The following is a 23344-nucleotide window of genomic DNA, read 5'->3' on the forward strand; positions in this document are numbered from 1 at the left end:
ATGACGAAGGACAATGTGGTGGGCGATGACGGTGTTGGCCGTGGGAGCACAACGCGCAGGGGTGTGCTGCTGGGGCTTGGCCTCGCCGCGGGTGGCACTGTCCTCGGCGTGGGCACGGGCGCGACCGCTTCCGCTGTCGCGACCGGGCGTGACGGTAGCCGGGGCGGGAGAGGACCGTGTACGTATGTGCTGGTGCACGGCACGCACAGTGCGGGAGCGTATTGGCTGCCCGTCGCACAGGAGTTGACCCTGCGCGGTCATCGCGTCGTCGCGGTGGATCTGCCGTTGCACGGCTCGCAGGCGTTCGTGCCGGAGTCGTACCAGAGGCAGGACCTGGCGGCCATGGCCACCGAGCCCTCACCTGTCGCCGCCCTCTCTCTGGACGATTACGAGAAGCACGTGACGCGCATTGTGCGCCGCGCGGCGGCGCACGGCCCCGTGATCCTGGTCGGCCACAGCCTGGGCGGTGCCACCGTGAGCCGGGTGAGCAACGCCGTACCGGAACTGCTCCACCACATCTGCTACATGGCGGCTTTCTGCCCCAGCCCCGCTCTGCCGACCCCCGACGCCTGCACCGCGGCGCCGGAGAACGAGAACGCGCTCATACCGTTCGACCAGATCATCGGGGACCCGGAACAGCTCGGTGTGATGCGGCTCAATCCCCGCACGGGTGACGCCGGGGACCTCAAGGCGCTCTGGGAGATGATGTGCGCGGGCTATCCGGACGACGCGTTCCGGCAGCGGCTCGGCAGCATGCAAACAGACGAGTCGACCACGGCCTACGCGGGGCGGGCCGTCGGCAAGGCGGAGACCTGGGGACGGCTGCCCCGCACGTATCTCCGCTTCGGCAAGGACCGGACGATCGCCACGAAGCTCCAGGACCGGATGATCGCGGAGGCCGATGCACGGACGCCTCACAATCCCTTCCGGGTCCATGACTTCCCCACCGCTCCGCACATCGGCCCGCTGGACCCAGCACCGGTGGCGAGCGCCCTGGCCGTGCTCGCTCCGTAAGAGCCGGCCGTTCGTCAGATCACCACGCCCCCCGCGAGGAATGGCCATCCGCCACCAAGATCAGGTCCGTCGAGACGGTCCCGGATGCGGCGATGAGTTTGGGGCGTCCGACTGGTCTGTATGTGTAGCGGGTGCTTTCGCGCGCCCGCACCAAGAGCGAAGGAGCTCCACATGCTCAACCTCGAACCGCAACAGGCCGCCGGCAAGGTCCTCTTTCACTTCAGCATGTCGCTGGACGGTTTCGTGGCGGGCCCGAACCACGCCATGGACTGGCTGACCGGGGTCACCGGCAGCGACGGCGTGTTAGAGGAGTACATCGAGACCACCGGCGCGGTCCTGGGCGGGCGGAAAGGCTGGGACCGCGACCCGAGCGCCCGACCCTACAGCGAGGACTGGAAGGGCCAGATCTTCGTCCTCACCCACCACCCCGAAGACGCCACGCCCGCCGACGGTGTCACGTTCCTGAACTGCGACGTGGCCGAGGCGGCACGCATCGGCCTGGAGGCCGCCGACGGCAAGAACCTCGAAGTCCTCTCCCCGACGATTGGCCGCCAACTGCTCGAACGCGGCCTGATCGACGAAATCAACCTGCACATCGCCCCCGTCCTGCTTGGTGACGGCATCCGGCTCTTCGACCATCCCGGCGGCCGGCCGATCCGGCTGCGCCACGCCCACGGCTCACAGCCCTTTGCCGAGGTCGATGTGCGCTACCACCCCGTTGCAGAAGCGTAGAAACCGCAGGGCCCCGTCCGGGCCGTTCAGGTTTGGATGCCGCCGGGGCGGCTCGGGCGTGTCTCGGGTGTGCTGATCACAGCCACTCGTCGATGGCCGCTACGAGGACAGTCGCCTCGTAGCGGACCGCGAGCTTGTCGTACCGAGTAGCCACGGCAAGGTGCCTTTTGAGGCGACTAATGCCGCACTCGACCGCGTGCCGAGCCTTGTGGTCTCATCTCACTTCAAGATCCACTTTCGATGCGCGCCCTACAGGGCCACTGCCATACGGTGGTCGGATGTGCGGCCGTGCACCGGGCACGGCTGACTGGACGCTTGTGGGCAGAGCATGAAATGTTCGGTCACCGATGCCCGATACGCACGGTATCGGCCGGGAGGCCGGAAGGCCTCCGGCCCCTGACTGAACGGCGCTGCGCCCAGGTAGATCTCCAGGCCCCGGTCCAATTCGGCTCCGGTCAGCTCGCACGCAGTGGCAGTCATGTACACCGCCTCGTCGGAGCCCGGCTCCTGCTGCGAGTTGAACACTACGATGCCGACCCGGGGCCGCACCGCGATGTTGCGGACCTGCGTCGCCTCGGGTGAGGAGATCCAGTAGAACGTCGAATACCCGTCGGCCACATAGAAGACTGGCGACGCCCAGGGCTCGCCCTCCGTGTTCGCGGTTCCCAGCGTCATGAAACGGTTGCCGTCGATAATTGCCCGACCCTTGACGTCAAGATTCCCGGTGCCCATGGCGTAGACCGTACATCTGATGCGCCGCCAAGCCGACTCATCATCCTCGCCGGTCAGAGGCGCTACTCGGTTACGCGATCACGATCTGGACGGGTCACCTCGTGAAAGCGCGAGGCTAGTGCCTGTGTACAGCCGAGGCCGGGTCCCGTACGTGGAGGTACGGGGACCGGCCGTATCCTCTGAACCCAACTGACATACGGGGGAGAGGGATCGGGGCGTGCCACTGCACAAGGACGATCCGAAGTCGGTCGGCGGGTACAAGCTGGTGGAGCGGCTGGGCGCCGGCGGCATGGGCGTCGTCTACCGGGGCAGATCGCGCTCCGGGCGCGAGCTGGCGGTCAAGGTGGTGCACGCCCAGTACGCCGAGGACCCTGTCTTTCGTGCCCGTTTCAGGCAGGAGATCGAGGCCGTCCGCAAGGTGAGCGGCGCCTTCACCGCGCCGGTGGTGGACGCCGATCCCGAGGCGGTACGGCCGTGGATGGCCACGCAGTACGTGCCCGGGCAGTCGCTCGCCGACCGGATCCGTGACCGGGAACCGCTGAAGAACACCGAACTGCGGCGGCTGGCGCTCGGGTTGGTGGAGGCGCTGCGGGACATCCACCGGGCGGGGGTGGTCCACCGGGACCTCAAACCCGCCAACGTCCTGATGGCCGAGGACGGCCCGCGCGTGATCGACTTCGGTATCGCGCGGGCGGCCGAGAACCACAACACGCTGACCGAGACAGGGCAGATGATCGGCACCCCGCCGTTCATGTCCCCGGAACAGCTCACCGACGCCCGCTCGGTGGGCCCGGCCTCCGACGTGTTCTCCCTCGGCGCGCTGCTGGTCTTCGCGGCCACGGGCCGGGGTCCCTTCGACGCGGACAGCCCCTACCTCACGGCCTATCGGGTGGTCCATGACGCCCCCGCCCTGGACGGCGTGGCGAAGCCCCTGCGCACGGTCCTGGAACGCTGCTTGGCCAAGGAACCCGCCGACCGGCCCGAACTGGGTGCACTGGCAGGGGAGTTCATGGCCGCGCTGCCGGAGGCGGGTGCGGAGGACCAGGCCACCGTGGCGCTGCGCGCGGACGAGATGGCCGTGGTCCGGACCCGCCCCGCCGCGCCCTCTGTCCGACGGCGCAGTCGCATACGCCCGCTGTGGGCCACGGCCGGCACCGTCGGCGCCCTCGTTCTCGGACTCACGGGGTACTTGCTGCTCGGCCCCGGACTCGCGGACGACGACTCCCGGACGGGGGCGAACACCGCCCGGTCCGCGCCCTCCCGGTGGACGGCCGTGCCGGCCGGCTGGCAGCCCTGGCAGACGACCGTGGACGCCACGGCCGCGAGCGGCGTGAAACGGGGGACCGGCGTCGCCGGCTACGGCCCGGCGGGCGCCCCGGAGTGCGAGGTGTACGAGGGCGCCGTCCACTGCGCGGGCGACGGGATCCTGCCCATGCGCATCGACGCGCTCACCGGACGGATCGTCTGGCGGGCCGACGGGGTGCCGCCGGCCGTGGACAACGGGTGGTACACCTTCTCGGTCCTCGGCGTCGTGGACGACACGATGGTGGTCGAGCAGGAGTACCGCGCCGAGCGGGAGAGCGACCCCGAGTACTCGGTCGCCGCCCTCGACACGGGGACCGGAAAGAGGCTCTGGCACCGCACCATGAACACGCGCCAGGTCCGCCCGCACCTCTCCGGCGACCTCGTGATCGTCCCGGACGACAGCGGCCGTTCGGTGATCGCCCGCTCACCGCGCACCGGCACCGAACGCTGGACGGCGCCGCTGCCGACGGGGCAGTACTGCAACTGGGCGGACACCGGCGATGACCTCTACCTCGAGTGCGTCCCGGACCTGACGGCTTCGAAGAACAAGCTGCTCCTCGGCCTGGACCGCGCCGACGGCGCGGCGCGGCGCCTGACGGTGCCCTATCGCGCAACTCTCCTCGGGATGTTCGACGGACGCCTGCTCCTCCTCGACCCGGTCGAGGACGTGGACAAGGAGGCGTTCTCCCGGATCCGGCTGCTGGATCCGGACTCGGGGAGGAACGGTATGACGAAGCTGGCGGAGGAGTTCGAGGGCGACGCGACGCTGTCGGACGGCACTCTGTGGTTCGCCACGTCCGCCGGCCAGGTGATCGCGGTGTCGGCGCGGACCGGCGAGCGGCTGTGGCAGACCCGGACGAGCCTGGAGCGGCCGAGCGATGTCACCCACGACCCGCGTGCCCACGTGGTCTATCTGTCCAGCGCCAGCGGCCGGGTCGCCGCCCTCGACACAAGGAAGGGCACGCTGCTGTGGGAGACCCCGCCGCGTGCCCAGCAGGTGACGAACCAGGGTTGGGCGCAGTCCGAGGTGCTGCTCCGCAAGGGCGCCCTGGTCGTTACCACCGGGGATGGCGACATCTTCACCCTCGACCCGGCTCACCCCGACCGGAAACCCGTCTCGGGGTGAGCAAAGGGCCTACGGCCCGGCCTGCGGCAGCGCCGGCATCCGCTTCACGGAAGGCGTTTAGAGTCGGGCGGCGCAGCCGGTGAAGAGGAGCGAAGCGGAGTGAAGGGGAGTACCGCATGAAACTGATCGCCGTGGGGGACGTGGTGGTCGCCCGGAGACCGTCTCTGACCCGCGACGGAGACCTCTCCGCCGGTACGTCTGCCCTGCCGCTGCTGCGGGACGCCGACCTGGTGATCGGCAATCTCGAGGTTCCGCTGACCGACACCGGACACCCGGCCGAGAAGCCGGTCGCCTTCCGTGTGGGCACCGGCACGGCCCCCGAACTGGCCCGGCTCGGCTTCGACGCCTGCTCCCTCGCGACCAATCACGCCCTCGACTACGGCATCGACGGTCTGCGCAGCACCCGTGCGGCCCTGGACAGGGCCGGTGTCGCGCACGCCGGAGCCGGCGAGGACCTCGACGAGGCGCTGCGCGCCGTCCGGCTCACGGGCCGGAACGGTGCCGAGGCCGCCTTCCTGAGCCTGTGCAGTGCCCTGCCACCGGGCTTCAACGCGACGTCGCGCAGGCCCGGGATCGCGCCGGTGAGGATCGAGCAGAGCTACGAGTTCGACGGCGTACTGCTCGAAGAACAGCCGGGGACCGTGCCGTACGTCCGTACAAGGGCGCGCGAGGAGGACGTGGAGCGCGCCGAGGAGGCGATCCGGCGGGCCAAGGCCCTGGCCGGCACGGTGGTGGTGGCCGTGCACTGGGGCGTCCCGTGGTGTTATCTGCCCGACAACCAGGGGCCGTTGGCCGAGTACCAGCAGCCGCTCGGGCGGCGTCTCGTCGACGCCGGCGCGGATCTGGTGATCGGGCACCATCCGCACTGCCTCCACCCGGTCGAGAGGTACCGGGACGGACTCATCCTGTACTCGACCGGGAACTTCCTGTTCCATCCCTGCGAGGAGGTGGCTCCCCCCGACCGGCGGCCTGCTGCCCGCTACAAGGACCGGATGTCCGATCGGCCGTGGTTCGAGAGCGCGGCGTTCGAGGTGTGCCTCGGAGACGGCCCGCCCCGACTGCGCCTCCACCCGGTGGAGCTCACCACGGACGGCGAACCGGCGATCCCCTCGGCCTCGACGGCGCGGCGGATCCTGCGGCACGTCGAAGAACTGTCCCGGGAACTCAACCCCTCGACGAGGGTGGACGAGGAAGGCCACGTCCACTTCTGATGCTGACCCCGAGCATCATGATCCCCAGTCCTCCGAAGGACGATCTCACTGAACCGTTGTTCAGGAAGAGGCCACCGAGAGCACGTTCCACTCCCGCACAGCAGGCCGCCACCGAGCGGGCCCTGGACGCCTCCCGCGCCTCTGCCCCGACGGGATACCGGTCGGCGACGAACGCGGCGGTGGCCGCGGGCGCCGTGAGGATGTCCTCGGCGTCCACCGGGAAGCCCGCTCCGGCCAGAGCCTCGGCGATCGACGCACGCGTACGGGACGTCGTGTTGGTGACCAGGGCGACACCGAGGTCCGACTCCCGGATCCGCCGCAGCGCCTCGACCGCGCCGGGCAGTGGCTGAAGATCCCGTCACTGCATCTGGCGCCGCACCAGCTCGTGCAGTCGCCCGCCCGTGTCCGCGAGCAGCTGCGCGGGCGGGCCCTGCTGTACGACGCGCCCCTCCGACATGACGATGACGCGGTCCGCGTCCATCACCGTGGACAGCCGGTGTGCGATCACCACACGCGTGGCGTTGAGCGCGCGGGTGCTCTCGATGACCGTGCGCTGGGTCTCGTTGTCCAGGGCGCTGGTCGCCTCGTCGAAGAAGAGGATGCGTGGCCGGCGGATCAGCGCCTGGGCGATCATCAGCCGCTGGCGCTGGCCGCCCGAGATCGCGCCGCTGCCGGAGACGATCGTGTGCAGTCCCATCGGCATGCGCTTGATGTCCTCGGCGAGCCCGGCCATCTCGGCGGCCGCCATGGCCTCCTCCGGCGTGTACGGCTCGGTGCCGCAGATGCAGTCCAGGATCGAGCCGGTGAACGGCTGGGCGTGCTGGAGCACGACACCGCACTGGCGGCGTACGGCCGACTGGTCGAGGGCGGCCAGGTCCTGACCGTCGTACAGCACACTGCCCGACACCGGCTTGTCGAAGCCGATGAGCAGCCGCAGCAGCGTGGACTTGCCGCAGCCGCTGGGGCCGACGATCGCCACGAACTCACCCGGCCGGATCGCGAAGGACACGTCGTCGAGGACGAGGGGACCGTCGTCGGTGTAACGGAAGGACAGCTTCTTCGCCTCGATGGAGCCGGAGAGGGCGGCCGGTCGGGTGCTTGCCACACGGACTTCGGGCGTCGCGTCGAGGACCGGCTTGATCTCCTCGAACATCGGCAGCGCGGCGACCGCCGAGACGAACGAGCCGGTCAGCTGCGTCACCGAGGTCAGCAGCATCGTCATCGAGGTGGTGAAGGTCAGAAAGTCACCGGCCGACATCGACCCGCGGGCCGGTCCCGCCAGCAGCATGAAGATGATCAACGAGCTGAGCGGCAGATACACCGCGCCCAGCACCGTGTTGAGGTTCTTGATGCGGCCCACCCGCTGCTGCAACTCACGGCTGCGGGCGAACTCGCTCGCCCAGGCGGCGTACGCGTAGTTCTCGGCTGCCGCGACCCGCAGTTTGGGCAGGCCCCGGAGGGTCTGGAACGCCTGGTTGTTGAGCTTGTTGCTCAGTACGACGAGGCGGCGCTGCCAGCGCACCTGCCACAGACCGAGCCCGAGGAACACCGCGGCGATCACGACGAGCATGCCGATCGCGGCGAGGGCCATCGGGACGCTGTACCAGAGCAGCAGGACGAGGTTCATGACGCCGACCGTGCCCGCCTGGACGACCACCGGGCCGACGCCCGCCATCAGGCGGCGGATGGAACTGATGCCCATGGCGGCGCTGGCCAGTTCGCCGGTCGAGCGCGCGGTGAAGAACTTCGTGGGCAGCCTGAGCAGCCGATCCCACACGGCGGGTTGGAGCGTGGCCTCGATACGCCCCTCCATGCGCAGGATGGTGAGGTTCTGCATCAGCATGAAGGCCGCCGACACGACACTGGCGATCATGATGGCCAGGCAGAACTGGACGATCAGGTTCTCCTGGGCCTTCGGCACATAGATGCCGAGCACCTTGCCGGTGGCGATCGGCACCAGCGCGCCAAGGGCCACCGTGACCAGCCCGCTGAGCGTGAGGTTGCGCAGGTCACCGCCGGTGCCCTGGAGGCTGAACCGCAGCAGCCGGAGCGGGCTCAGCCGGCGTTCGGGAAGCGGCCGGTAGAACATGACGGCTCGCGGCTCGAACTCCGCCGCGTTGGCCTTCTCGACCGGTGTCTCACGACCGCTCGGGTGCACGGCCACATATCCGCCGCGCCGCCACAGCAGTGCGACCGGAGCGCCGGACGCGGACCGGTGGCCGACCAGCGGGCCGATGTTGTCGCGCCACCAGCGCCCGTCGAGGCGTACGGCGCGGGTGCGGACGCGGGAGGCGATCGCGATCCGCTCGACGGGATCGAGGCGATCGCTCTCCGTGCCGCCCTGCGCGGGGTCGGCCAGGGCGATCCCGGCGGCGCGGGCGACGAGCTTGCAGGCGGCATACGTGGCATCGGCGTCCGCCGCGGGCGAACCCGATGCCGAGCGCTTGGAGATGGAGGCGAGGAGCGTCCGGTCGGCCTGGGCACGGACCGCCTCACCGGCCTTGATACCCGCGGCGGTCCGGTTCTCGTGGGTGCGCTCCAGCTGCTCGATCCAGCGGTCAAGGGTGGCGAGCAGCCGGTACTGCTGGTCGACCATGGCCTGCCACATCGCAGGGTCCACCAGCAGGTCGGCCGCGGCCTCGGCGCCGTACACGGACCCGTACTGCACACTGCCCGGCGGCACCTGCATCCACAGGATGTCCTCGTCGGTCAGGGCCGCGCCCCGCTCGGTGGCGAGGGGCGCCTCGAACAGGATGGCCTGGCCGCGGCCGACGCCGAGTGAGAGGGCGTACTCCAGCGGGCTTGTGGCCGGGGGTACGAACACGGGATTGCCGTACGCGTCGTACGTCCATGTCTCGGTCTGCGGGGGCTGGTACAGCTCGCGCAGCGCGATGCGGCGCAGTACGCACTCGCGCAACGGCCTGCCGACCAGGGTGTGCTGGGGTCCCGCGACCGGGCCGAGCAGCAGGGAGCCCGCTTCGAGGCGGCCGAGGTGGTGCCAGTGGCCCTGCTGGGCCGCGTCGACCGCGAACAGGTCCATGGCGCCGGACGCGACGAGCCACAGTACGTGCGGGCCCTCGAGGTCGAGGCGGTTGAGGCCGGAGCCGTCGACCGGGGTGCCCATGCCGCCGAGCGCGGCGAGCACGTAGTCGCCCTCGGTTACGGGCTGCTGTTGTTGCTGCTGTTGTTGCTGCTGTGGGTTCTGTGCGTTCTGCGGGTCCTGCTGGTAATGCTGCTGGTTCTGTTGGGGTACGGATGTCATCTCAGCGCTCCCTGACCAGCTCGGCGTACGGGCCGCCGGCCGCCACCAGGGAGTCGTGACGCCCGCGTTCCACGATCGTGCCGTGCTGGAGGACCACGATCTCGTCGCTGTCGCGCACGGTGCTGAGCCGGTGCGCGATCACCACGCAGGCACAGCCGCGCTTGCGCAGGTTGTCGATCACGAGCTGCTCGGTCTCCGCGTCCAGGGCGCTCGTCACCTCGTCGAGGACGAGGATGCTGGGCCTGCGCACCAACGCCCGTGCTATCTCCAGCCGTTGGCGCTGACCGCCGGAGAAGTTGCGGCCGTCCTGCTCGACCTTGCTGTGGATGCCGCCCGGGCGGCGCATGACGACGTCGTACAGCGCCGCGTCCTCCAGTGCCGCGACAACGGCCTCGTCGGGCACCGACGGGTCCCACAGCGCGATGTTGTCGCGGACCGAGCCCTCGAAGAGGAAGACGTCCTGGTCGACGAAGGAGACGGAGGCCGCGAGCGCGCCGCGGGGGATGTCCTCCAGACGCTGCCCGTCGATCCGGATCACCCCCTCCCACGGAGCGTAGAGCCCCGAAATCAGCCGGGACACCGTCGACTTGCCGCTGCCGGAGCCGCCGACCAGCGCGACCTGCTGGCCCGGCCCGACCGTCAGTGAGAAACCGGAGAGCAGCGGCTTGTCGAGCGGGCTGTAACCGAAGGTGATGTTCTCCAGCTCCACATGGCCGTGCAGGCGGCGAGTGCTCTCGCCCCCGTCCCGGCGCGAGTAGAGCGGGTCGGCCGCGAAGTTCTCGACGTCCTTCAGACGCGCCACGTCGGCCGCGAAGTCCTGGATGCGGCTCGCGACGCCGTTGAGCCGGGTGATCGGCGCGGTGAAACGGGTCACCAGCGCCTGGAACGCGACGAGCAGACCGACGGATATATGGCCCTCCACGGCCCGCATGCCGCCGATCCAGAGGATCAGCGCGCTGTTGAGCGTGGCAAGTGTCGGCGCGACCACGCCCAGCCAGGCGCTCGGCACCCCCAGCCGCTGCTGTTCCTCCAGCGTGGTGGCGTGCTGCCCGGCCCATTTGCGGAAGTAGCCGTCCTCGCCGCCGGTCGCCTTCATCGTCTCGATCAACTGCAGCCCCGTGTAGGCGGTGTTGGTGAGCCGGGCGCTGTCCGCTCGCAGCTTCGCGGTCCGCGTCGCACGGAGCTTCACCACGACCCGCATCGCCACGATGTTGAGCAGCGCGACCCCGATCCCCACGGCCGTGAGCTGAGGGTCGTACGTGTAGAGCAGGACCGCGTACAGCACCACCACGACCGCGTCGACGCCTGCCGCCGCGAGGTCACGGGCCAGGGTCTCGGCCACCGCGTCGTTCGACTGGAGCCGCTGCACCAGGTCGGCCGGGCTGCGCTGGGCGAAGAACGTGACCGGCAGCCGCAGCAGATGCCGCAGGAACTTCGCGCTGCTCAGTGTCGACGAGATGACGCGGCCGCGCAGCAGGTTCGCCTGCTGGAGCCAGGTCAGCACCACCGTGAGCAGCACCGTCGCGCCCATCGACGCGAACAGCACCTTGAGCAGTGAGGTCTGCCCGCCGATCAGGAACATGTCGATGTACGTGCGGCTGAGCGCGGGCACCGCGGCGCCGACCGCCACCAGCAGCAGACTCGCCAGGACCGCGGCCGGCATGGTGCCCGACGTGCCGCGCAGCCGGGCCGGCATGGCGCCCAGGACGCCCGGTTTGCGGCCGCCCTTCTCGAAGTCGGGACCCGGCTCCATGGTGAGGACGACACCGGTGAAGCTGGTGTCGAAGTCCTCCATGGGGACGAAACGGCGGCCCTTGCCGGGGTCGTTGATGTGCACCCCGCGCCGGCCGAAGCGGCGCCCCATGCCGTCGTAGACGACGTAGTGGTTGAACTCCCAGAACAGGATCGCCGGGGCGCGCACCTCGGCGAGCGCCGCCGTGTCCATCTGCATGCCCTTGGCGGTGAGGCCGTAACTGCGCGCCGCCTTCAGCAGGTTGCTGGCCCGTGAGCCGTCACGCGAGACGCCGCAGGCGATGCGCAGTTCCTCCAGCGGGATGTGCCGCCCGTAGTGGCCGAGCACCATCGCGAGCGAGGCGGCGCCGCACTCCACGGCCTCCATCTGGAGGACGGTGGGGGTGCGGACGGTCTTCCGGCGGCCCTTGGGGACGGTGCGCTTCGGCGGCGCGGCACGGCGCCTGCCCCGTACGGGCGGCGGTAGTTCGGACGCCTCGGTGCCGGTGTCCTGGGGAGCGGTCACGGGAGCAGCCAATCGATCGGACGCTCATCGGCCATACGGATCGAGCCGGAGGCCATGGTCATGGAGTCGAGCCGGAACGGCGGGCCCTGAGTGGACGACCACTTGTAGCCGGACTTCGTGCCGGACGAGCGGTCCAGGCGGACCAGGACGGCGACGGGCCTGCCGTCCTTGGTGAACTGCTCGCCCAGCTGGCTGTCTCCGAGGTAGGCGGTGATCTGCTGCGGGGTCTGTGTGCTCCGGTCGACGGACTTCACCTGGCCGCGCAGGACTCCGTACTCCTGAGTGGGCACCGACTGGACGGTCAGGTCCACGGCCGCGTCCTCAGGAATCGTGGCGGCGTTCTCGGCGGGCACGTACACCGTCGCGAACAGCGGGTCCTTGGCGCCGGCGACCTTCTCGACGGAGGCGACGTTCGCGCCGGTCTGGATGATGGCACCGATGGTGGCGGCGAGGGCGGTGATCCGGCCCGCGGCGACGGTACGGACGACCGTCTCGCCCTTCGCCGTACGGACCTTCAGTACGGGGGCGTCGGCGGGGAGCCGCTGGCCCTGCTTCGCGAGGACCGCGGTGACCTGGCCGGCGACGGGACTCTGCAGGACGTAGCTGCCCTGCCCGTGCGTGAGGATGGCGGGCGCGCTCACCGTGGAGGCGACGGACCCCGTGACTGCCCAGACGGAGGCGGCCGCCATGACGACGACCGTCACGGACAGCACGAGCCAGCCCTGCGGGCGGGCGAAGCGCACCGGGAGGTCGAGCTCTTCGGGCGACTGGAGCTTGGCGAGGGCCTGTTGGCGGAACTGCACGGGACTTTCCCTCACCTGCGGACGACGTGACGTACGGCCACTGCGGACGGCTGCCGTACGGCCGGCTGGTTTACGGCATCCGGAAGCCCCGGAACCATGGATCGGTTCCGGGACTCACGGCACGCTGATGCGATCAGAGACCGGCGACCAGGCCGGTGACCGGGGCGGTGTTGAGGCCGGTCGCGCCCTCGACGGTGCCGACGGCGGTGTCCACGATGCCCGAGACCGGGGCAACGGAGTCCAGCGCGCCGGTGACGGTGCCCAGGGCGTTGACGGACAGGCCGCCGGAGACGGTGTCGAGGTCGGCGTCCGAGATCTCGACGGTCTCAACCTGGGGGGTGGAGTTCATGATGGAACTTCCCTTCCTATTGATATTCACAAGGGGGGAGCGGCCCCCTCTGGGGACAGATGGTCGGCCGCCGCCGCAGACGTCAGGCACCGGAAACCCAGAACCATGGGGTGACCCCTGCGGTGCGAAGGATCAAAGCACGCTGCCGTGGCGCGCTTCCAATCAATGCCCCATGTGATCAGGGGATTTGCGGTCGTAGGACGCCCAACCGTGCAGGCCTGCGCACGGCTCGGTGGCGACTTCTTCACACGATCCGCGACGTGATCGCTTTCGGGCCCTTGCGGACATGATTGCGAATCGGGCACACCCGAACCAAAGAGGCGGCCGGCGGCGAGCCGCTGTGCAGATTCGCCGACTGCCGTGACCCGCCTGCGTAATCGATGTGCAGATTTGAGGAAGCCGGGATTCCGCTCTCTCGCACGAACGGGCTGTTACCTCTCGGTAGCGGAGTGCGAATCAAGGGCCGGTTGAACGCCACACCCGCAGCATCCGTACCAACAGCCATCCAGGCGCCGCCAGTCAGCTGCCGAGCGGCAGCGCGGACTCCGTCCCCACATGGAGGTCAAGAAGTTGAGTCACAAGCGAACACCAAAGCGCAAGGCCGTCATAGCAGCGGGCAGCGTGGCGGCGCTCGGAGCGGCGGCACTGATACTGCCCAACGCGATGGCGTCCCAGACCGAGGGAACGGACGCCGCCCCGAAGACGGTCAACGCCGCGCAGGCGTCGGACCTGTCCTCGCAACTGGCCGCACTGCTCGGTGAAGCGTTCGCCGGCTCGTACTACGACAAGGACGAGCAGCAGCTCGTCATCAACGTCGTGGGCGACAACAACAACCTCGTCGTCCAGGCCGAGCAGGCGGGCGCCGCCGTTCGCGAAGTCGACAACACCATGTCCGAACTCAAGGCCGCCGAGCAGACCTTGAAGTCCGAGGCCACCGTCCCCGGTACGGCCTGGTCCATCGACCCGAGGACCAACAAGATCCAGGTCACCGCCGACAGCACGGTCACGGGCTCGAACTGGGACCAGGTGGAGTCGACGGTCAAGTCGCTCGGCTCGGACATGGCGTCCGTCAAGAAGTCCGCTGGTGAGTTCAAGACGTTCGCCGCGGGCGGCGACGCCATCTTCGGCGGCGGGTCACGCTGCTCGCTCGGCTTCAACGTCACCGACTCCGCGGGCGAGCCCGCGTTCCTGACCGCGGGTCACTGTGGTGTCGCGGCCGCCGAGTGGTCGGAGGAAGAGGGCGGCGCGCCGATCGGCACGACCGACGCGGACACCGCCACGTTCCCCGGTGACGGCGACTTCGCGCTCGTCAAGTACGACGACCCGGCGACCGAGGCGCCCAGCACCGTGAACCTCGGCGCCGAGCAGGTCGACATCGCGCAGGCCGCGGAGGCCGAGGTCGGTATGCCGGTCACCCGTATGGGCAGCACCACCGGCCAGGACTCCGGCACGGTCACCGCCCTCAACGCCACCGTGAACTACGCCGAGGGCACGGTCACCGGTCTGATCCAGACCGACGTCTGCGCCGAGCCGGGCGACAGCGGCGGCTCGCTGTTCAACGAGAACAGCGCGATCGGCCTGACCTCGGGCGGCAGCGGCGACTGCACCGTCGGCGGCGAGACCTTCTTCCAGCCGGTCACCACCGCACTGGAGGCCACCGGCGCGACGCTCGGCGAAGGCGGTGCGGGCGGCGGCGCCGGCGCCGGCGAGGAAGCCGGTGACGAGGCCGCCAGCGAGAACGGCGAGGCCAACGGCAACGGCGTGGGCAACGGCCTCACGGGTTCCTGACCCGGCCGGCCCAGTTGACTCGGCCGTACGACGCACAGACGTAACGGCCGTGGTGGGGCGGTCCGGCCCTTCGGCGGGAGGGCCGGACTGCCCTGTGCGTGGCGAAGTCCGGTGCGCTACCGCGCCCCTTCAGGGGCGCGGGGCTGTATCAATTTGCGGCTCCGCCGCGTGGGCGCGACCAGCCCCCACCGGGCCCGCGGGTTCATGACCGCTCTCCTAGCGGAGCGCTAACGCGGAGCAGCAGCAGCGCCACATCGTCGACCCGCTCCCGCTCCGTCCCGCTGTGCCGTACGAGACCGTCGGCCAGCTCCTCCAGCGGCTGGTCGCCGATCTCGGTGAACCGCCCCGCGAGCCCGGCCAGCGCGTCCTCGATGTCGACACCCGGGGACTCGATCAACCCGTCGGTGTACAGGGCGAGTACGGACCCGGGGGCAAGCGACACCTGAGTGCTCAGGTACGTGGCCTCCGCGTCGATCCCGAGCAACGGCCCGCCGGCGAGATCGAGCACCCGAACCCGCCCGTCGGGCCTCCTCAGCAGGGGCGGCGGATGCCCCGCACGGGCCATCACGGCCTGGCCGTGCGCGGGATCGAGACGCAGATAGATGCAGCTGGCGAAGAGCTCGCTGCCCAGATCGATCAGCAGCCGGTTGGTGCTGCCCATGACCTCCTCGGGCGGCCGGCCGACGGTCGTGTACGCGCGTACGGCGGTGCGGATCTGTCCCATCAGCCCGGCCGCGGTGACGTTGTGGCCCTGCACGTCGCCGATCACCGCCGCGGCGCCGCCGGGCGTCGGCACCAGGTCGTAGAAGTCGCCGCCGATGTCCATGCCCCGCGTGGCGGGCAGATAGCGGGCGGCCGCCTCGACACCGGGCAGCGACGGCAGCGAGTGCGGCAGCAGGGCCGCCTGCAGACCGTGCGCCAGCTGGTGCTTCACGTCGTACAGGCGCGCCCGCTCCAGCGCCTGGGCGATCAGCCCGCCGAGGCTGGTCAGCACGGCACGTTCGTCGGCCGGGAAGGGATGCGGTTCGGCGTACGCGAGGACACAGGTGCCCACCGGCCGACCGGACGCGATCAGCGGCAGGTACGCCCAGGCCGCCATGCCGTCGCGCGTCTCCTGCCGTCCCGGGTAGAGGCGCTCCAGCTGCCGCCGGGATTCGAAGAAGGCGGGCACACCGCTGGTCAGCGCGTGCACCCCGGGTGTCTGCGCGGTGAGCGACATCCCGTCGAACCGCTCCACGACCCGAGGGTCCGGATAGCCGCGGTGCCCGAGCACATGCAGCCGGCCACCCTGCGAGCCGAGCAGGACCAGTGCCTGGCTGCCGACGGCGGGCGCGATCTCGTCCGCGACCAGCTGCACCACGTCCTGGACGCCGACCGCCTCGGTGAGCGCGCTGGCCAGGTTCAGTACGTGCGAGATGGTGACGAGACGCGGGCCGCCGTCCCCGGGCCGCTGCTCCGCACGGTCCGTCCCGGCGACCGCGCGGGCCCGGGAGATCCGCAGGCTCAGCCCGTTCGTACTGGGATACAGCCGGAACGACAGCCAGGCGGCCGGCGGGCGCAGCGCCACGAACGACGTCACCTGCTGGCTGAGCAGCGCGGCGCGGTAGCGGTCCTCGTGGACCGGGTCGTTGAGCCACGGCACTGACGCCCACAACTGGTTGCCCAGCAGAGCGCTGACCGGCAGGCCGAGCAGTTCGCCCGCCGCCGCGTTGGCGAAGGTGATCCGGCCGTGCAGATCGAGCGCGCACAGCCCGTACGGCAGCCGCGCCACCATGCGCACGGCCTCCACCGCGCCGAGCGTCCCCGTCACGGTCGCCGCCGAGGCCGGGGCGAGCAGATCCGGCTCGGGGCGCACCGAGTGGCCCTCCTCGGCGGCCCGCTCCAGACGCAGCGCGAGCCGGCCGCAGGCCGCGGTGAGATGGTCCCGCTCCCGGTCGGACAGCTCCGCCGGGCGCGTGCCGGGCCAGGTCACGAAGACCGCCCCGTACACGGCCCGGTCGGTCGCCACCGGTACCGCGGCCAGCGCGAAGGGATACGGCAGGACCACGGCGATCCGCGGATAGTCGCGGGCCATGTCCTCCTCGCCGCCGACCCAGACGAGCCGCCGGTCGCGCACCGCCTTCGCCACCGGAATCGGCGCGCTCAGCCCCACCCGCTCCCAGGGCGCCGCGAAGGCCCGGGGCAGCCCCGCCATCACCGCCATCTCCAGGACCTGCTCGCCCGGGGCCAGCAGATACACCGCGCCGGAGTGGGCGCCCACGTCGTCCATGATCGCGGCCAGCGTCAGCGACAGCAGCGGCCGGCCGACCGGTGCCGACGGGCGCTCCGACTGCCGCCCGGACGCCGTCTGGTCGGACACGCCGACCACCTCCTCCCACGGCACACGCGCAAGCACCCCAGGCGTCAAGGCTCCCTCTTGCGGGCGGTTCCCGCACGACGGCGGAGGCTTTGAGCGCGCTGAGGACGACTCATGTCCGGTCTCTTTCGAGCCGCTACGCATGGTGACGTCCGGTCCACGTACCGCCGCGGGATTCACGAGCCGACCCCGGAACGGTCACAGGGGCTGCGCAAGCGTCCTGGACGCGCTGTAATTGCGGACGTGGTCAGTGAGGGCGCTGCGCGACGTAGAACGGGAACGCTGCGTGCCGAACTTGCCCTCAAGACCCTCAACGCGGAACCCGGATCCCGCGAGCGGCTACGCAGCGTCGTCGAGCTGGCCCTCGTCTTCAGCGGCGCGGTGGTCGCCGCCGTGTACGCGCCTCAGGAGGACGACCGGCTGGCCCTGGTGGAGTCCGCGGGCGTACCGCGGACCCTGTACGGGCTGCCCGACAGCTATCCCCTCTCCGGCGGCTCGCCCGCGGCGGACGCGTACCGTCTCGGACAGCCGCTGTGGCTCAGCCCCGAGGAACTCGCCGTGGGCCCCGACACCCGGCGGACGTCCGTGGGGGACTTCTGGCTGGCCGCCGTACCGCTGCCCACGGCTCCGCGCGAGGGCGGCTGTCTGCTCGCCGTGACCGACAGCCCCGGCGGCTTCGACGGCGAGGAGCGGCAGTGCCTCGGGCTGCTCGCCGAGGCCATGGTCTGCCCGGTGCCGTCCCGGCTCGCGCCCGAGGCCGCCGAGGATGTCCTGCCCAGCCGCTCGTTCAGCCTGGCCATGGACACCGGGCGGGTCGAGGTCGACGACGAGACGCTGGAACTGTTCGGCATCGGCCGGGAGGCTTTCGACGGCAAGGTCGAAACCCTGCTGGGGATGACCGTGCCGGAGGACCTGCCCGCGCTGATGTCCGTGGTGGAGGCGGACCACATGTCCATCGGCGACCGCGAGCTGGAGTTCCGTATCCGCCGGCCCTCCGGGGAGCAGAAGTGGCTCAGGTTGCGCGGACGGCTGCTGCCCGCCGCCGACGGGGGCCCGGACCGGCTCGTGGGCACGGTCGCGGACGCCTCGAAACTGCGGTCCGGCGTCAACGAGGTGGCCCGCGTCCAGCGTCTCGCCGCGGCCCTGGCCACCGCGGGCACGGTCCGTGACGTCAGCCAGGCCGTGGTCGCCGCCCTGCGCCGGCCGCTGCAGGCCGACCGGATCGCGCTGGCCGAGCTGGAGGGCGACCGCCTCGTCGTCACCGTCCTCGACCCGCCCGAGCCGGAGTCATGGCCCGAGGTGTGGCGCACCGAGTGGCGCTCGGAGTGGCCCGACGCGCCCGTACGCGCCATGCCGACCCTGGCGGCCGCCCTCCGCGAGGGGCGCCCGGCGATCTGGCCCGCCGGGACCCCGCTGGAACCCACGCTCGCCGATGTCGGACCCGGCGGACTCGCCATCCTGCCGCTGCCGGCCGGCGGACGCATGGCCGGTGCCTGTCTGATCGGCTGGGACACCCCGCACGACTTCGGCCCCGACGAGCGCGCCCTGCTCACCGCCTCCGCCGGGCTCGCGGGCCAGGCCCTGATGCGCGCCCACGCCTTCGACGCCGAACACGAACTGGTCGCCACGCTCCAGCGCACCCTGCTCCCGCGCCGACTGCCCACCCTGCCGGGCGCGGTCGCCGTCGCCCGCTATCTGCCCACCACGGCGGGCCTGGAGGTCGGCGGCGACTGGTACGACGTGATCCCCCTGCCCAACAACCACGTCGCCCTCGTCATCGGCGACGTCCAGGGGCACAACGCCGGAGCCGCGACCCTCATGGGCCAGATGCGCACCGCCCTGCGCGCGTACGCCATCGAGGGACATCCCCCGGACGTGGTGGTCGCGCACGCCAACCGGCTGCTCATGGACATGGAGACCGACCTCTTCGCCACCTGCTGCTACGTCGACGTCGACATGGAGGAGGGCACGGCCTGGTGCGTACGGGCCGGACACCTGCCCCCGGTCCTGCGCCATCCCGACGGCACCACCGAGGTTGTGAACACGGAGGGCGGACCGCCGCTCGGCGTCGTCACGCAGGCCGACTTCCCGATGACCGAGATACCGCTGCGGCCGGGCACGCTGGTGGCACTGACCACGGACGGTCTCGTCGAGTCCGCCGAACTCGACATCGAGGACGGGCTGAGCCGCATGGCCGACGAACTGGCGGCCTCCGACCCCACCCACCTCGGGCTCGTGGCCGACGCCCTGCTCGCCGACGCCAACCGCAGCGACGACGTGGCCCTGCTGCTCATGCGCTACGACGGCATGGCGCTGCGGCCCGAGCGCGACAGCTGGACGGTGTGGCGCGTACCCCAGGCCGTCGGGCACGCCCGCCGCTTCACCAAGCGCACCCTGCGCGCCTGGGGCGTGACCGAAGAGACCGACGCCATCCTGCTGGTGGTCTCCGAACTGGTCACCAACGCTCTCGTGCACACCGACGGCCAGGTCCGGCTCGACCTCACCCTCATCAACAACCGCTTCCGCGTGGCGGTCGCCGACGCCTCACCGCGTTCGCCCGTCAAGCCCACCAGCATCGGCTGGGAAGCCACGGGCGGCCGGGGCATCCTCCTGGTCGAGGCCCTGTCGGCGGCCTGGGGAACGGTCCCGGCCGGCGGCGGCAAGCAGGTGTGGAGCGAGATCGCCCTGCACTCAGCCGTACGCTCCACCGATCCGTCCTAGGCTTTCGGCGTGCTGCGTCTCCTCCTGGTGTCCGACACCCACCTCCCCAAGCGCGCCAAGGAGCTCCCGGCCCCGCTTCTCGCCGAGCTCCCGCGCGCCGACGTCGTGATCCATGCCGGCGACTGGGTGGACGCCGCCACCCTCGACCTCCTGGAGAGCCGGTCGAACCGGTTGATCGGCGTGTACGGCAACAACGACGGCCCCGAGCTCAGGGCCCGCCTGCCCGAGGTGGCCCGCGCCGACCTGGACGGTCTGCGCCTCGGGGTCGTCCACGAGACCGGCGCCGCGGCGGGCCGCGAGCGCCGCTGCGCCGCCCGCTTCCCCGACCTCGACGTGCTGGTCTTCGGCCACAGCCACATCCCGTGGGACACCACGACCTCGACCGGTCTTCGCCTGCTCAACCCCGGTTCACCCACCGACCGCCGCCGCCAGCCCCACTGCACGTACATGACCGCACTCGTGGACGACGGCCGCCTCACGGACGTACACCTGCACCGGCTGCCGTCCCGTCATCCCGACGCGCTCAGCGCCGGCTCCCGCGACGACGCCTGAGACGTCCCAGCACGGCGAGGACCGCGGCGACGGCGGCCGCGGCGGTCAGGGCGCGTTTGGCGACCGACGGACCTGCCGTCCGTACGAGATCGATCGGCTCGGCCGGTGCGGATGCGGGTGCGGGCGTGGTCGAGGGCTCGGCCCCGGTCTCGGCCCCGTTCTCGGTCCCGGCCTTGGCCTCGGGCCCGGTCTCGGGTGTGGTGGCCGTGGGCTCCGTCCGGTGCAGTTGCTCGGACAGGCACGTCGCGAACTGGCCGACCAGCTTGTCGCCCACCTCGGCCATGACGCCGCGTCCGAACTGGGCCGGGCGTCCGGTCACCGTCAGATCGGTCCGGACGGACACGGCCGTTCCGCCGTCGCGTTCGGCCAGCGTGCCGGTGACGGTGGCGCGTGCGGTGCCCTGGCCGCGGGTCTCCTTTCCGCCGGCGACGAGGACCATCCGGTGGGCGGTCTCGTCCTGCTCCTCGAAGACCGCGGTACCCCGGTAGGTGACGGTGATCGGCCCGACCTTGACCTTCACCGATCCGGTCACGGTCTTGCCGTCGTACTCCTCCACCGTCGCCCCCGGCATGCACGGGGCGACCCGCTCGATGTCGAGGAGCAGCGGCCACGCCTCCTGGATCGGGACAGGGACGGTGAACTCGTGGTGCAGTTCCATAGGTTCCTCCTCGTCATTGTTCCCGCGGACGTACCCGTGGACGTTCCCGCGGGTGGATCGCCCCGGCCGTCGCCGTCAGGGGTGCGCCGCTGCCGCCCCAGCGCAGCGCGACGATCTCGGCGGCGACGGACACGGCCACCTCTTCGGGCGTACGCGCGCCGAGGTCGAGGCCGACGGGCGAGCGCAGCCGGGCCAGTTCGTGTTCGCCGAGCCCGGCCTCGCGCAGCCGCTTCATCCGGTTGTCGTGCGTACGTCGGCTGCCCATCGCCCCGATGTACGCGGCCGGGCGGCGCAGCGCCTCCTCCAGGAGCGGTACGTCGAACTTCGGGTCATGGGTCAGGACGCAGACGACCGTGCGCCCGTCGGTGGCCGTGGTGTGCAGATAGCGGTGCGGCCAGTCGACGACGACCTCCACGCCCTCCGGGAAGCGTTTCGGTGTGGCGAAGACGGGGCGGGCGTCGCACACGGTGACCCGGTAGCCGAGGAAGTCGCCGATCCGGGCCACCGCCGCCGCGTAGTCGATCGCGCCGAAGACCAGCATCCGGGGCGGCGGCGCGAAGGAGTGCAGGAACACGGTGACGGCGTCCTCACGCCGTTCGCCGTGCGGGCCGTAGTGCCGCTGCCCGGTGGCGCCCTGGGCCAGTTCGCCCCGTGCGTCGGCGGTCACCGCCACGTCCAGGCCACTCGCACCGAGCGATCCGGACACCTCGTCCGGCCAGACGGCGAGCGTCGCTCCGCGCAGGGCGGGGCCGTCGGTCACCGTCGCCACGGTGACCGGGCGTCCCGCCGTCACCGACTCCGCGACCGCGCCGAAGGAGGGATCGAGGGCAGCCGTCACCGGCCGCACAAGGAGGGTGATCTCCCCGCCACAGGTGAGCCCGACGGCGAACGCGTCCTCGTCGCTGTAGCCGAAGGTCTCCAGCCGGGCCTCGCCACTCGCCACGACCTCCTGCGCCAGCTCGAACACCGCGCCCTCGACGCATCCCCCGGACACACTGCCCACGACCTCGTCACCCGGCCCCACGGCCATGGCGGCGCCCGGCTCGCGGGGTGCGCTGCGACTGACCGCGACGACCGTGGCGAGCCCGAAGGGCGCCCCGTCCGCGTACCACCGGCTGAGCGCCGGGAGGATCTCACGCATGGCCTGCTCCTTTCACCACCGCGGCCCGGTCGGGACCGGTGCGGCGAGGGGCTGCCGCATCGGCCGTTCGTCCGCTGCCCCCGGCGCACGCCCGCGCCCCGCCGCCGCAAGGGCCTCACGCTTTACGATCCGCACGATCCGCTCCTCTCACCACCGCCGCCAGGTGTTCAAGGGCGGCCAGGCTGTGGCCTTCGACGAACGCGTCCACGCTCGGGAGCGCGGCCGCCATGCCGGCGGCGAGGGGCGCGTAACCGGGGCGGGCCTTGCGTGGATTGGCCCAGATCACCCGGTGTGCCAGCCGGTGCAGGCGCCGCATCTGGGCCGCGAGCAGGGCAGGATCGCCGCGCTCCCAGCCGTCCGACAGCACGACGACCACCGCGCCTCGCGCGAGGCCGCGCTGACCCCACCGGTCGAGGAAGGCCCGCAGCAGCTCGCCGAGCCGGGTGCCGCCGCGCCAGTCCGGTACGGCGGCCGTGACCGCGGCCAGCGCCGCGTCGGGGTCGCGGTGCGTCAGTTCGCGGGTCACCCGGGTCAGCCGCGTACCGATGGTGAACACCTCCGTACGCACCCGGGCGCCATGGGTGGCGGCGTGCGCGAACCGCAGCAGCGCGTCCGCGTACGGCGCCATCGAACCGCTCACGTCCACCAGCAGCACCACCCGGCGGGGCCGCTCGGCCCGCGCGCGCAGTCGCGGGAGCGCGGGTTCCCCGCCGCGGCGCAACACCTCCCGTACCGTGCGCCGCGGATCGATGACGCCGCGCCGGGCGGGCCGCAGCCGGGCCGTGCGCCGGGGCTCCCCGCGCAACGCGAACACGGCCAGCAGCCGCCGCAGTTGGTCGCGTTCGGCCGTGCTCAGCTCCGAGAAGTCGCGGTGCCGCAGCACTTCGGCCGAGCTCGCGAGGACGGCCGAGGGCGCCGCGTCCCGCTCCCCTTCCCCAGGTGTGGCCGGTGCCGCCTCCCGCGCGACCATCCGCATGCGCGGCGGGGGAGCGCCGCGCACCGCCCGGCGCTCCGGTGCCACGCCGCCGAAGTACGCGGCGAAGACCCGCTCGTACCGCTCCAGATCGTCCCGGCTCCCGCACAGCGTGAGCCGTCCCGCCCAGTACACGTCGGACCGCAGCCCGGGCCGCAGCACATCGAGCGCACCGAGAAAGGCCTGCACGCGGTCGGGACCCGCGTCGATCCCGGCGGCGCGCAGGGCACGGCCGAAGCCGACGAGAACGGCGGGCCCGTCGCGCCCCATACGGTCATTCGTACCGGTGCCGCGCTCCATGTCGCCTCACCCCCCGCTCGAGCGAAGCCGAGAGTGGGGAGCGACCAGCGCCCCGTAAGGGGCG

At 71.4% G+C, this 23344-nt stretch carries 16 protein-coding genes and 2 pseudogenes; 7 read left to right on the forward strand and 11 right to left on the reverse strand.

Annotated elements, in window-relative coordinates; genetic code table 11:
• Both G5C60_RS15495 and G5C60_RS15500 read left to right on the forward strand, forming a co-directional pair.
• Positions 1-1014 carry an alpha/beta hydrolase gene (locus G5C60_RS15495; protein WP_206439564.1) on the forward strand — a complete coding sequence of 338 codons (1014 nt, stop codon included), beginning with the start codon at positions 1-3 and terminating at the stop codon, positions 1012-1014.
• Between the two features lie 171 nt (positions 1015-1185).
• The gene (locus G5C60_RS15500) at positions 1186-1746 is read left to right on the forward strand and encodes a dihydrofolate reductase family protein (protein WP_165259472.1); all 561 of its coding nucleotides are present in this window, start codon (positions 1186-1188) and stop codon (positions 1744-1746) included.
• A gap of 76 nt (positions 1747-1822) precedes the next feature.
• Here G5C60_RS15500 and G5C60_RS54140 read toward each other — a convergent pair.
• Positions 1823-1960 (reverse strand): annotated as a pseudogene (locus tag G5C60_RS54140) (IS5 family transposase); the annotation flags it as partial.
• A gap of 35 nt (positions 1961-1995) precedes the next feature.
• Positions 1996-2478 carry a pyridoxamine 5'-phosphate oxidase family protein gene (locus G5C60_RS15505; protein WP_165259474.1) on the reverse strand — a complete coding sequence of 161 codons (483 nt, stop codon included), beginning with the start codon at positions 2476-2478 and terminating at the stop codon, positions 1996-1998.
• A gap of 217 nt (positions 2479-2695) precedes the next feature.
• On the opposite strand from G5C60_RS15505, the gene G5C60_RS15510 reads away from it, so the two are divergent.
• Both G5C60_RS15510 and G5C60_RS15515 read left to right on the forward strand, forming a co-directional pair.
• Complete coding sequence (locus G5C60_RS15510; protein ID WP_165259476.1) at positions 2696-4909, forward strand: protein kinase domain-containing protein; 2214 nt, start codon at positions 2696-2698, stop codon at positions 4907-4909.
• A gap of 116 nt (positions 4910-5025) precedes the next feature.
• Complete coding sequence (locus G5C60_RS15515) at positions 5026-6120, forward strand: CapA family protein (protein ID WP_165259478.1); 1095 nt, start codon at positions 5026-5028, stop codon at positions 6118-6120.
• Positions 6121-6271: 151 nt separating this feature from the next.
• Here G5C60_RS15515 and G5C60_RS15520 read toward each other — a convergent pair.
• The 5 genes and pseudogenes from G5C60_RS15520 to G5C60_RS15540 all read right to left on the reverse strand — a co-directional run.
• A pseudogene (locus tag G5C60_RS15520) lies at positions 6272-6463 on the reverse strand (TIGR01458 family HAD-type hydrolase); the annotation flags it as partial.
• 15 nt (positions 6464-6478) lie between these two features.
• A complete protein-coding gene (locus tag G5C60_RS15525) occupies positions 6479-9244 on the reverse strand; it encodes an NHLP bacteriocin export ABC transporter permease/ATPase subunit (protein ID WP_241266823.1) in 2766 nt (921 codons plus the stop codon).
• 139 nt (positions 9245-9383) lie between these two features.
• The gene (locus G5C60_RS15530) at positions 9384-11639 is read right to left on the reverse strand and encodes an NHLP family bacteriocin export ABC transporter peptidase/permease/ATPase subunit (RefSeq protein ID WP_165259482.1); all 2256 of its coding nucleotides are present in this window, start codon (positions 11637-11639) and stop codon (positions 9384-9386) included.
• The gene (locus G5C60_RS15535; protein ID WP_165259484.1) at positions 11636-12442 is read right to left on the reverse strand and encodes an HlyD family efflux transporter periplasmic adaptor subunit; all 807 of its coding nucleotides are present in this window, start codon (positions 12440-12442) and stop codon (positions 11636-11638) included. Before G5C60_RS15535 ends, G5C60_RS15530 begins: the two co-directional genes overlap by 4 nt.
• 133 nt (positions 12443-12575) lie before the next feature.
• Positions 12576-12791, reverse strand: coding sequence for a type A2 lantipeptide (locus tag G5C60_RS15540; protein ID WP_165259486.1), 216 nt, complete (start codon positions 12789-12791; stop codon positions 12576-12578).
• Positions 12792-13361: 570 nt separating this feature from the next.
• Between G5C60_RS15540 and G5C60_RS15545 the strand changes: the two genes are divergently transcribed.
• Complete coding sequence (locus tag G5C60_RS15545; RefSeq protein WP_165259488.1) at positions 13362-14579, forward strand: S1 family peptidase; 1218 nt, start codon at positions 13362-13364, stop codon at positions 14577-14579.
• A gap of 202 nt (positions 14580-14781) precedes the next feature.
• Here the strand turns inward: G5C60_RS15545 and G5C60_RS15550 are convergent, their stop codons facing one another.
• Complete coding sequence (locus G5C60_RS15550) at positions 14782-16947, reverse strand: SpoIIE family protein phosphatase (RefSeq protein WP_338145825.1); 2166 nt, start codon at positions 16945-16947, stop codon at positions 14782-14784.
• Between the two features lie 231 nt (positions 16948-17178).
• Here G5C60_RS15550 and G5C60_RS15555 point away from each other — a divergent pair, with 231 nt between their 5' ends.
• Positions 17179-19656 (forward strand): SpoIIE family protein phosphatase, encoded by a 2478-nt coding sequence (locus G5C60_RS15555; RefSeq protein ID WP_165259490.1) that lies wholly within the window; start codon positions 17179-17181, stop codon positions 19654-19656.
• A gap of 12 nt (positions 19657-19668) precedes the next feature.
• A complete protein-coding gene (locus tag G5C60_RS15560) occupies positions 19669-20208 on the forward strand; it encodes a metallophosphoesterase family protein (RefSeq protein WP_165259536.1) in 540 nt (179 codons plus the stop codon).
• On the opposite strand, the gene G5C60_RS15565 is transcribed toward G5C60_RS15560, so the two are convergent.
• From G5C60_RS15565 to G5C60_RS15575, 3 genes are all read right to left on the reverse strand, one after another.
• Entirely contained in the window at positions 20180-20866 is a 687-nt protein-coding gene (locus G5C60_RS15565) for an SRPBCC family protein (protein ID WP_165259492.1), read from the reverse strand. The genes G5C60_RS15560 and G5C60_RS15565 overlap by 29 nt on opposite strands.
• A 13-nt stretch (positions 20867-20879) precedes the next feature.
• Entirely contained in the window at positions 20880-22007 is a 1128-nt protein-coding gene (locus G5C60_RS15570; RefSeq protein ID WP_165259494.1) for an XdhC family protein, read from the reverse strand.
• Between the two features lie 115 nt (positions 22008-22122).
• Positions 22123-23280: a vWA domain-containing protein gene (locus G5C60_RS15575; RefSeq protein ID WP_241266820.1), complete on the reverse strand. Its 1158-nt coding sequence runs from the start codon at positions 23278-23280 to the stop codon at positions 22123-22125.
• Positions 23281-23344 lie beyond the last annotated feature (64 nt).

The sequence above is a fragment of the Streptomyces scabichelini genome (assembly GCF_011045015.1).
GTDB classification, from domain to species: Bacteria; Actinomycetota; Actinomycetes; order Streptomycetales; family Streptomycetaceae; genus Streptomyces; species Streptomyces scabichelini.

Bases quoted from the DNA above. Each gene is read 5' to 3' on its own strand.
- G5C60_RS15495 (WP_206439564.1), top strand. From the start codon at position 1: ATGACGAAGGACAATGTGGTGGGCGATGACGGTGTTGGCCGTGGGAGC.
- G5C60_RS15500 (WP_165259472.1), top strand. From the start codon at position 1,186: ATGCTCAACCTCGAACCGCAACAGGCCGCCGGCAAGGTCCTCTTTCAC.
- G5C60_RS15505 (WP_165259474.1), bottom strand. From the start codon at position 2,478: ATGGGCACCGGGAATCTTGACGTCAAGGGTCGGGCAATTATCGACGGC.
- G5C60_RS15515 (WP_165259478.1), top strand. From the start codon at position 5,026: ATGAAACTGATCGCCGTGGGGGACGTGGTGGTCGCCCGGAGACCGTCT.
- G5C60_RS15525 (WP_241266823.1), bottom strand. From the start codon at position 9,244: ATGGGCACCCCGGTCGACGGCTCCGGCCTCAACCGCCTCGACCTCGAG.
- G5C60_RS15540 (WP_165259486.1), bottom strand. From the start codon at position 12,791: ATGAACTCCACCCCCCAGGTTGAGACCGTCGAGATCTCGGACGCCGAC.
- G5C60_RS15565 (WP_165259492.1), bottom strand. From the start codon at position 20,866: ATGGAACTGCACCACGAGTTCACCGTCCCTGTCCCGATCCAGGAGGCG.
- G5C60_RS15570 (WP_165259494.1), bottom strand. From the start codon at position 22,007: ATGCGTGAGATCCTCCCGGCGCTCAGCCGGTGGTACGCGGACGGGGCG.
- G5C60_RS15575 (WP_241266820.1), bottom strand. From the start codon at position 23,280: ATGGAGCGCGGCACCGGTACGAATGACCGTATGGGGCGCGACGGGCCC.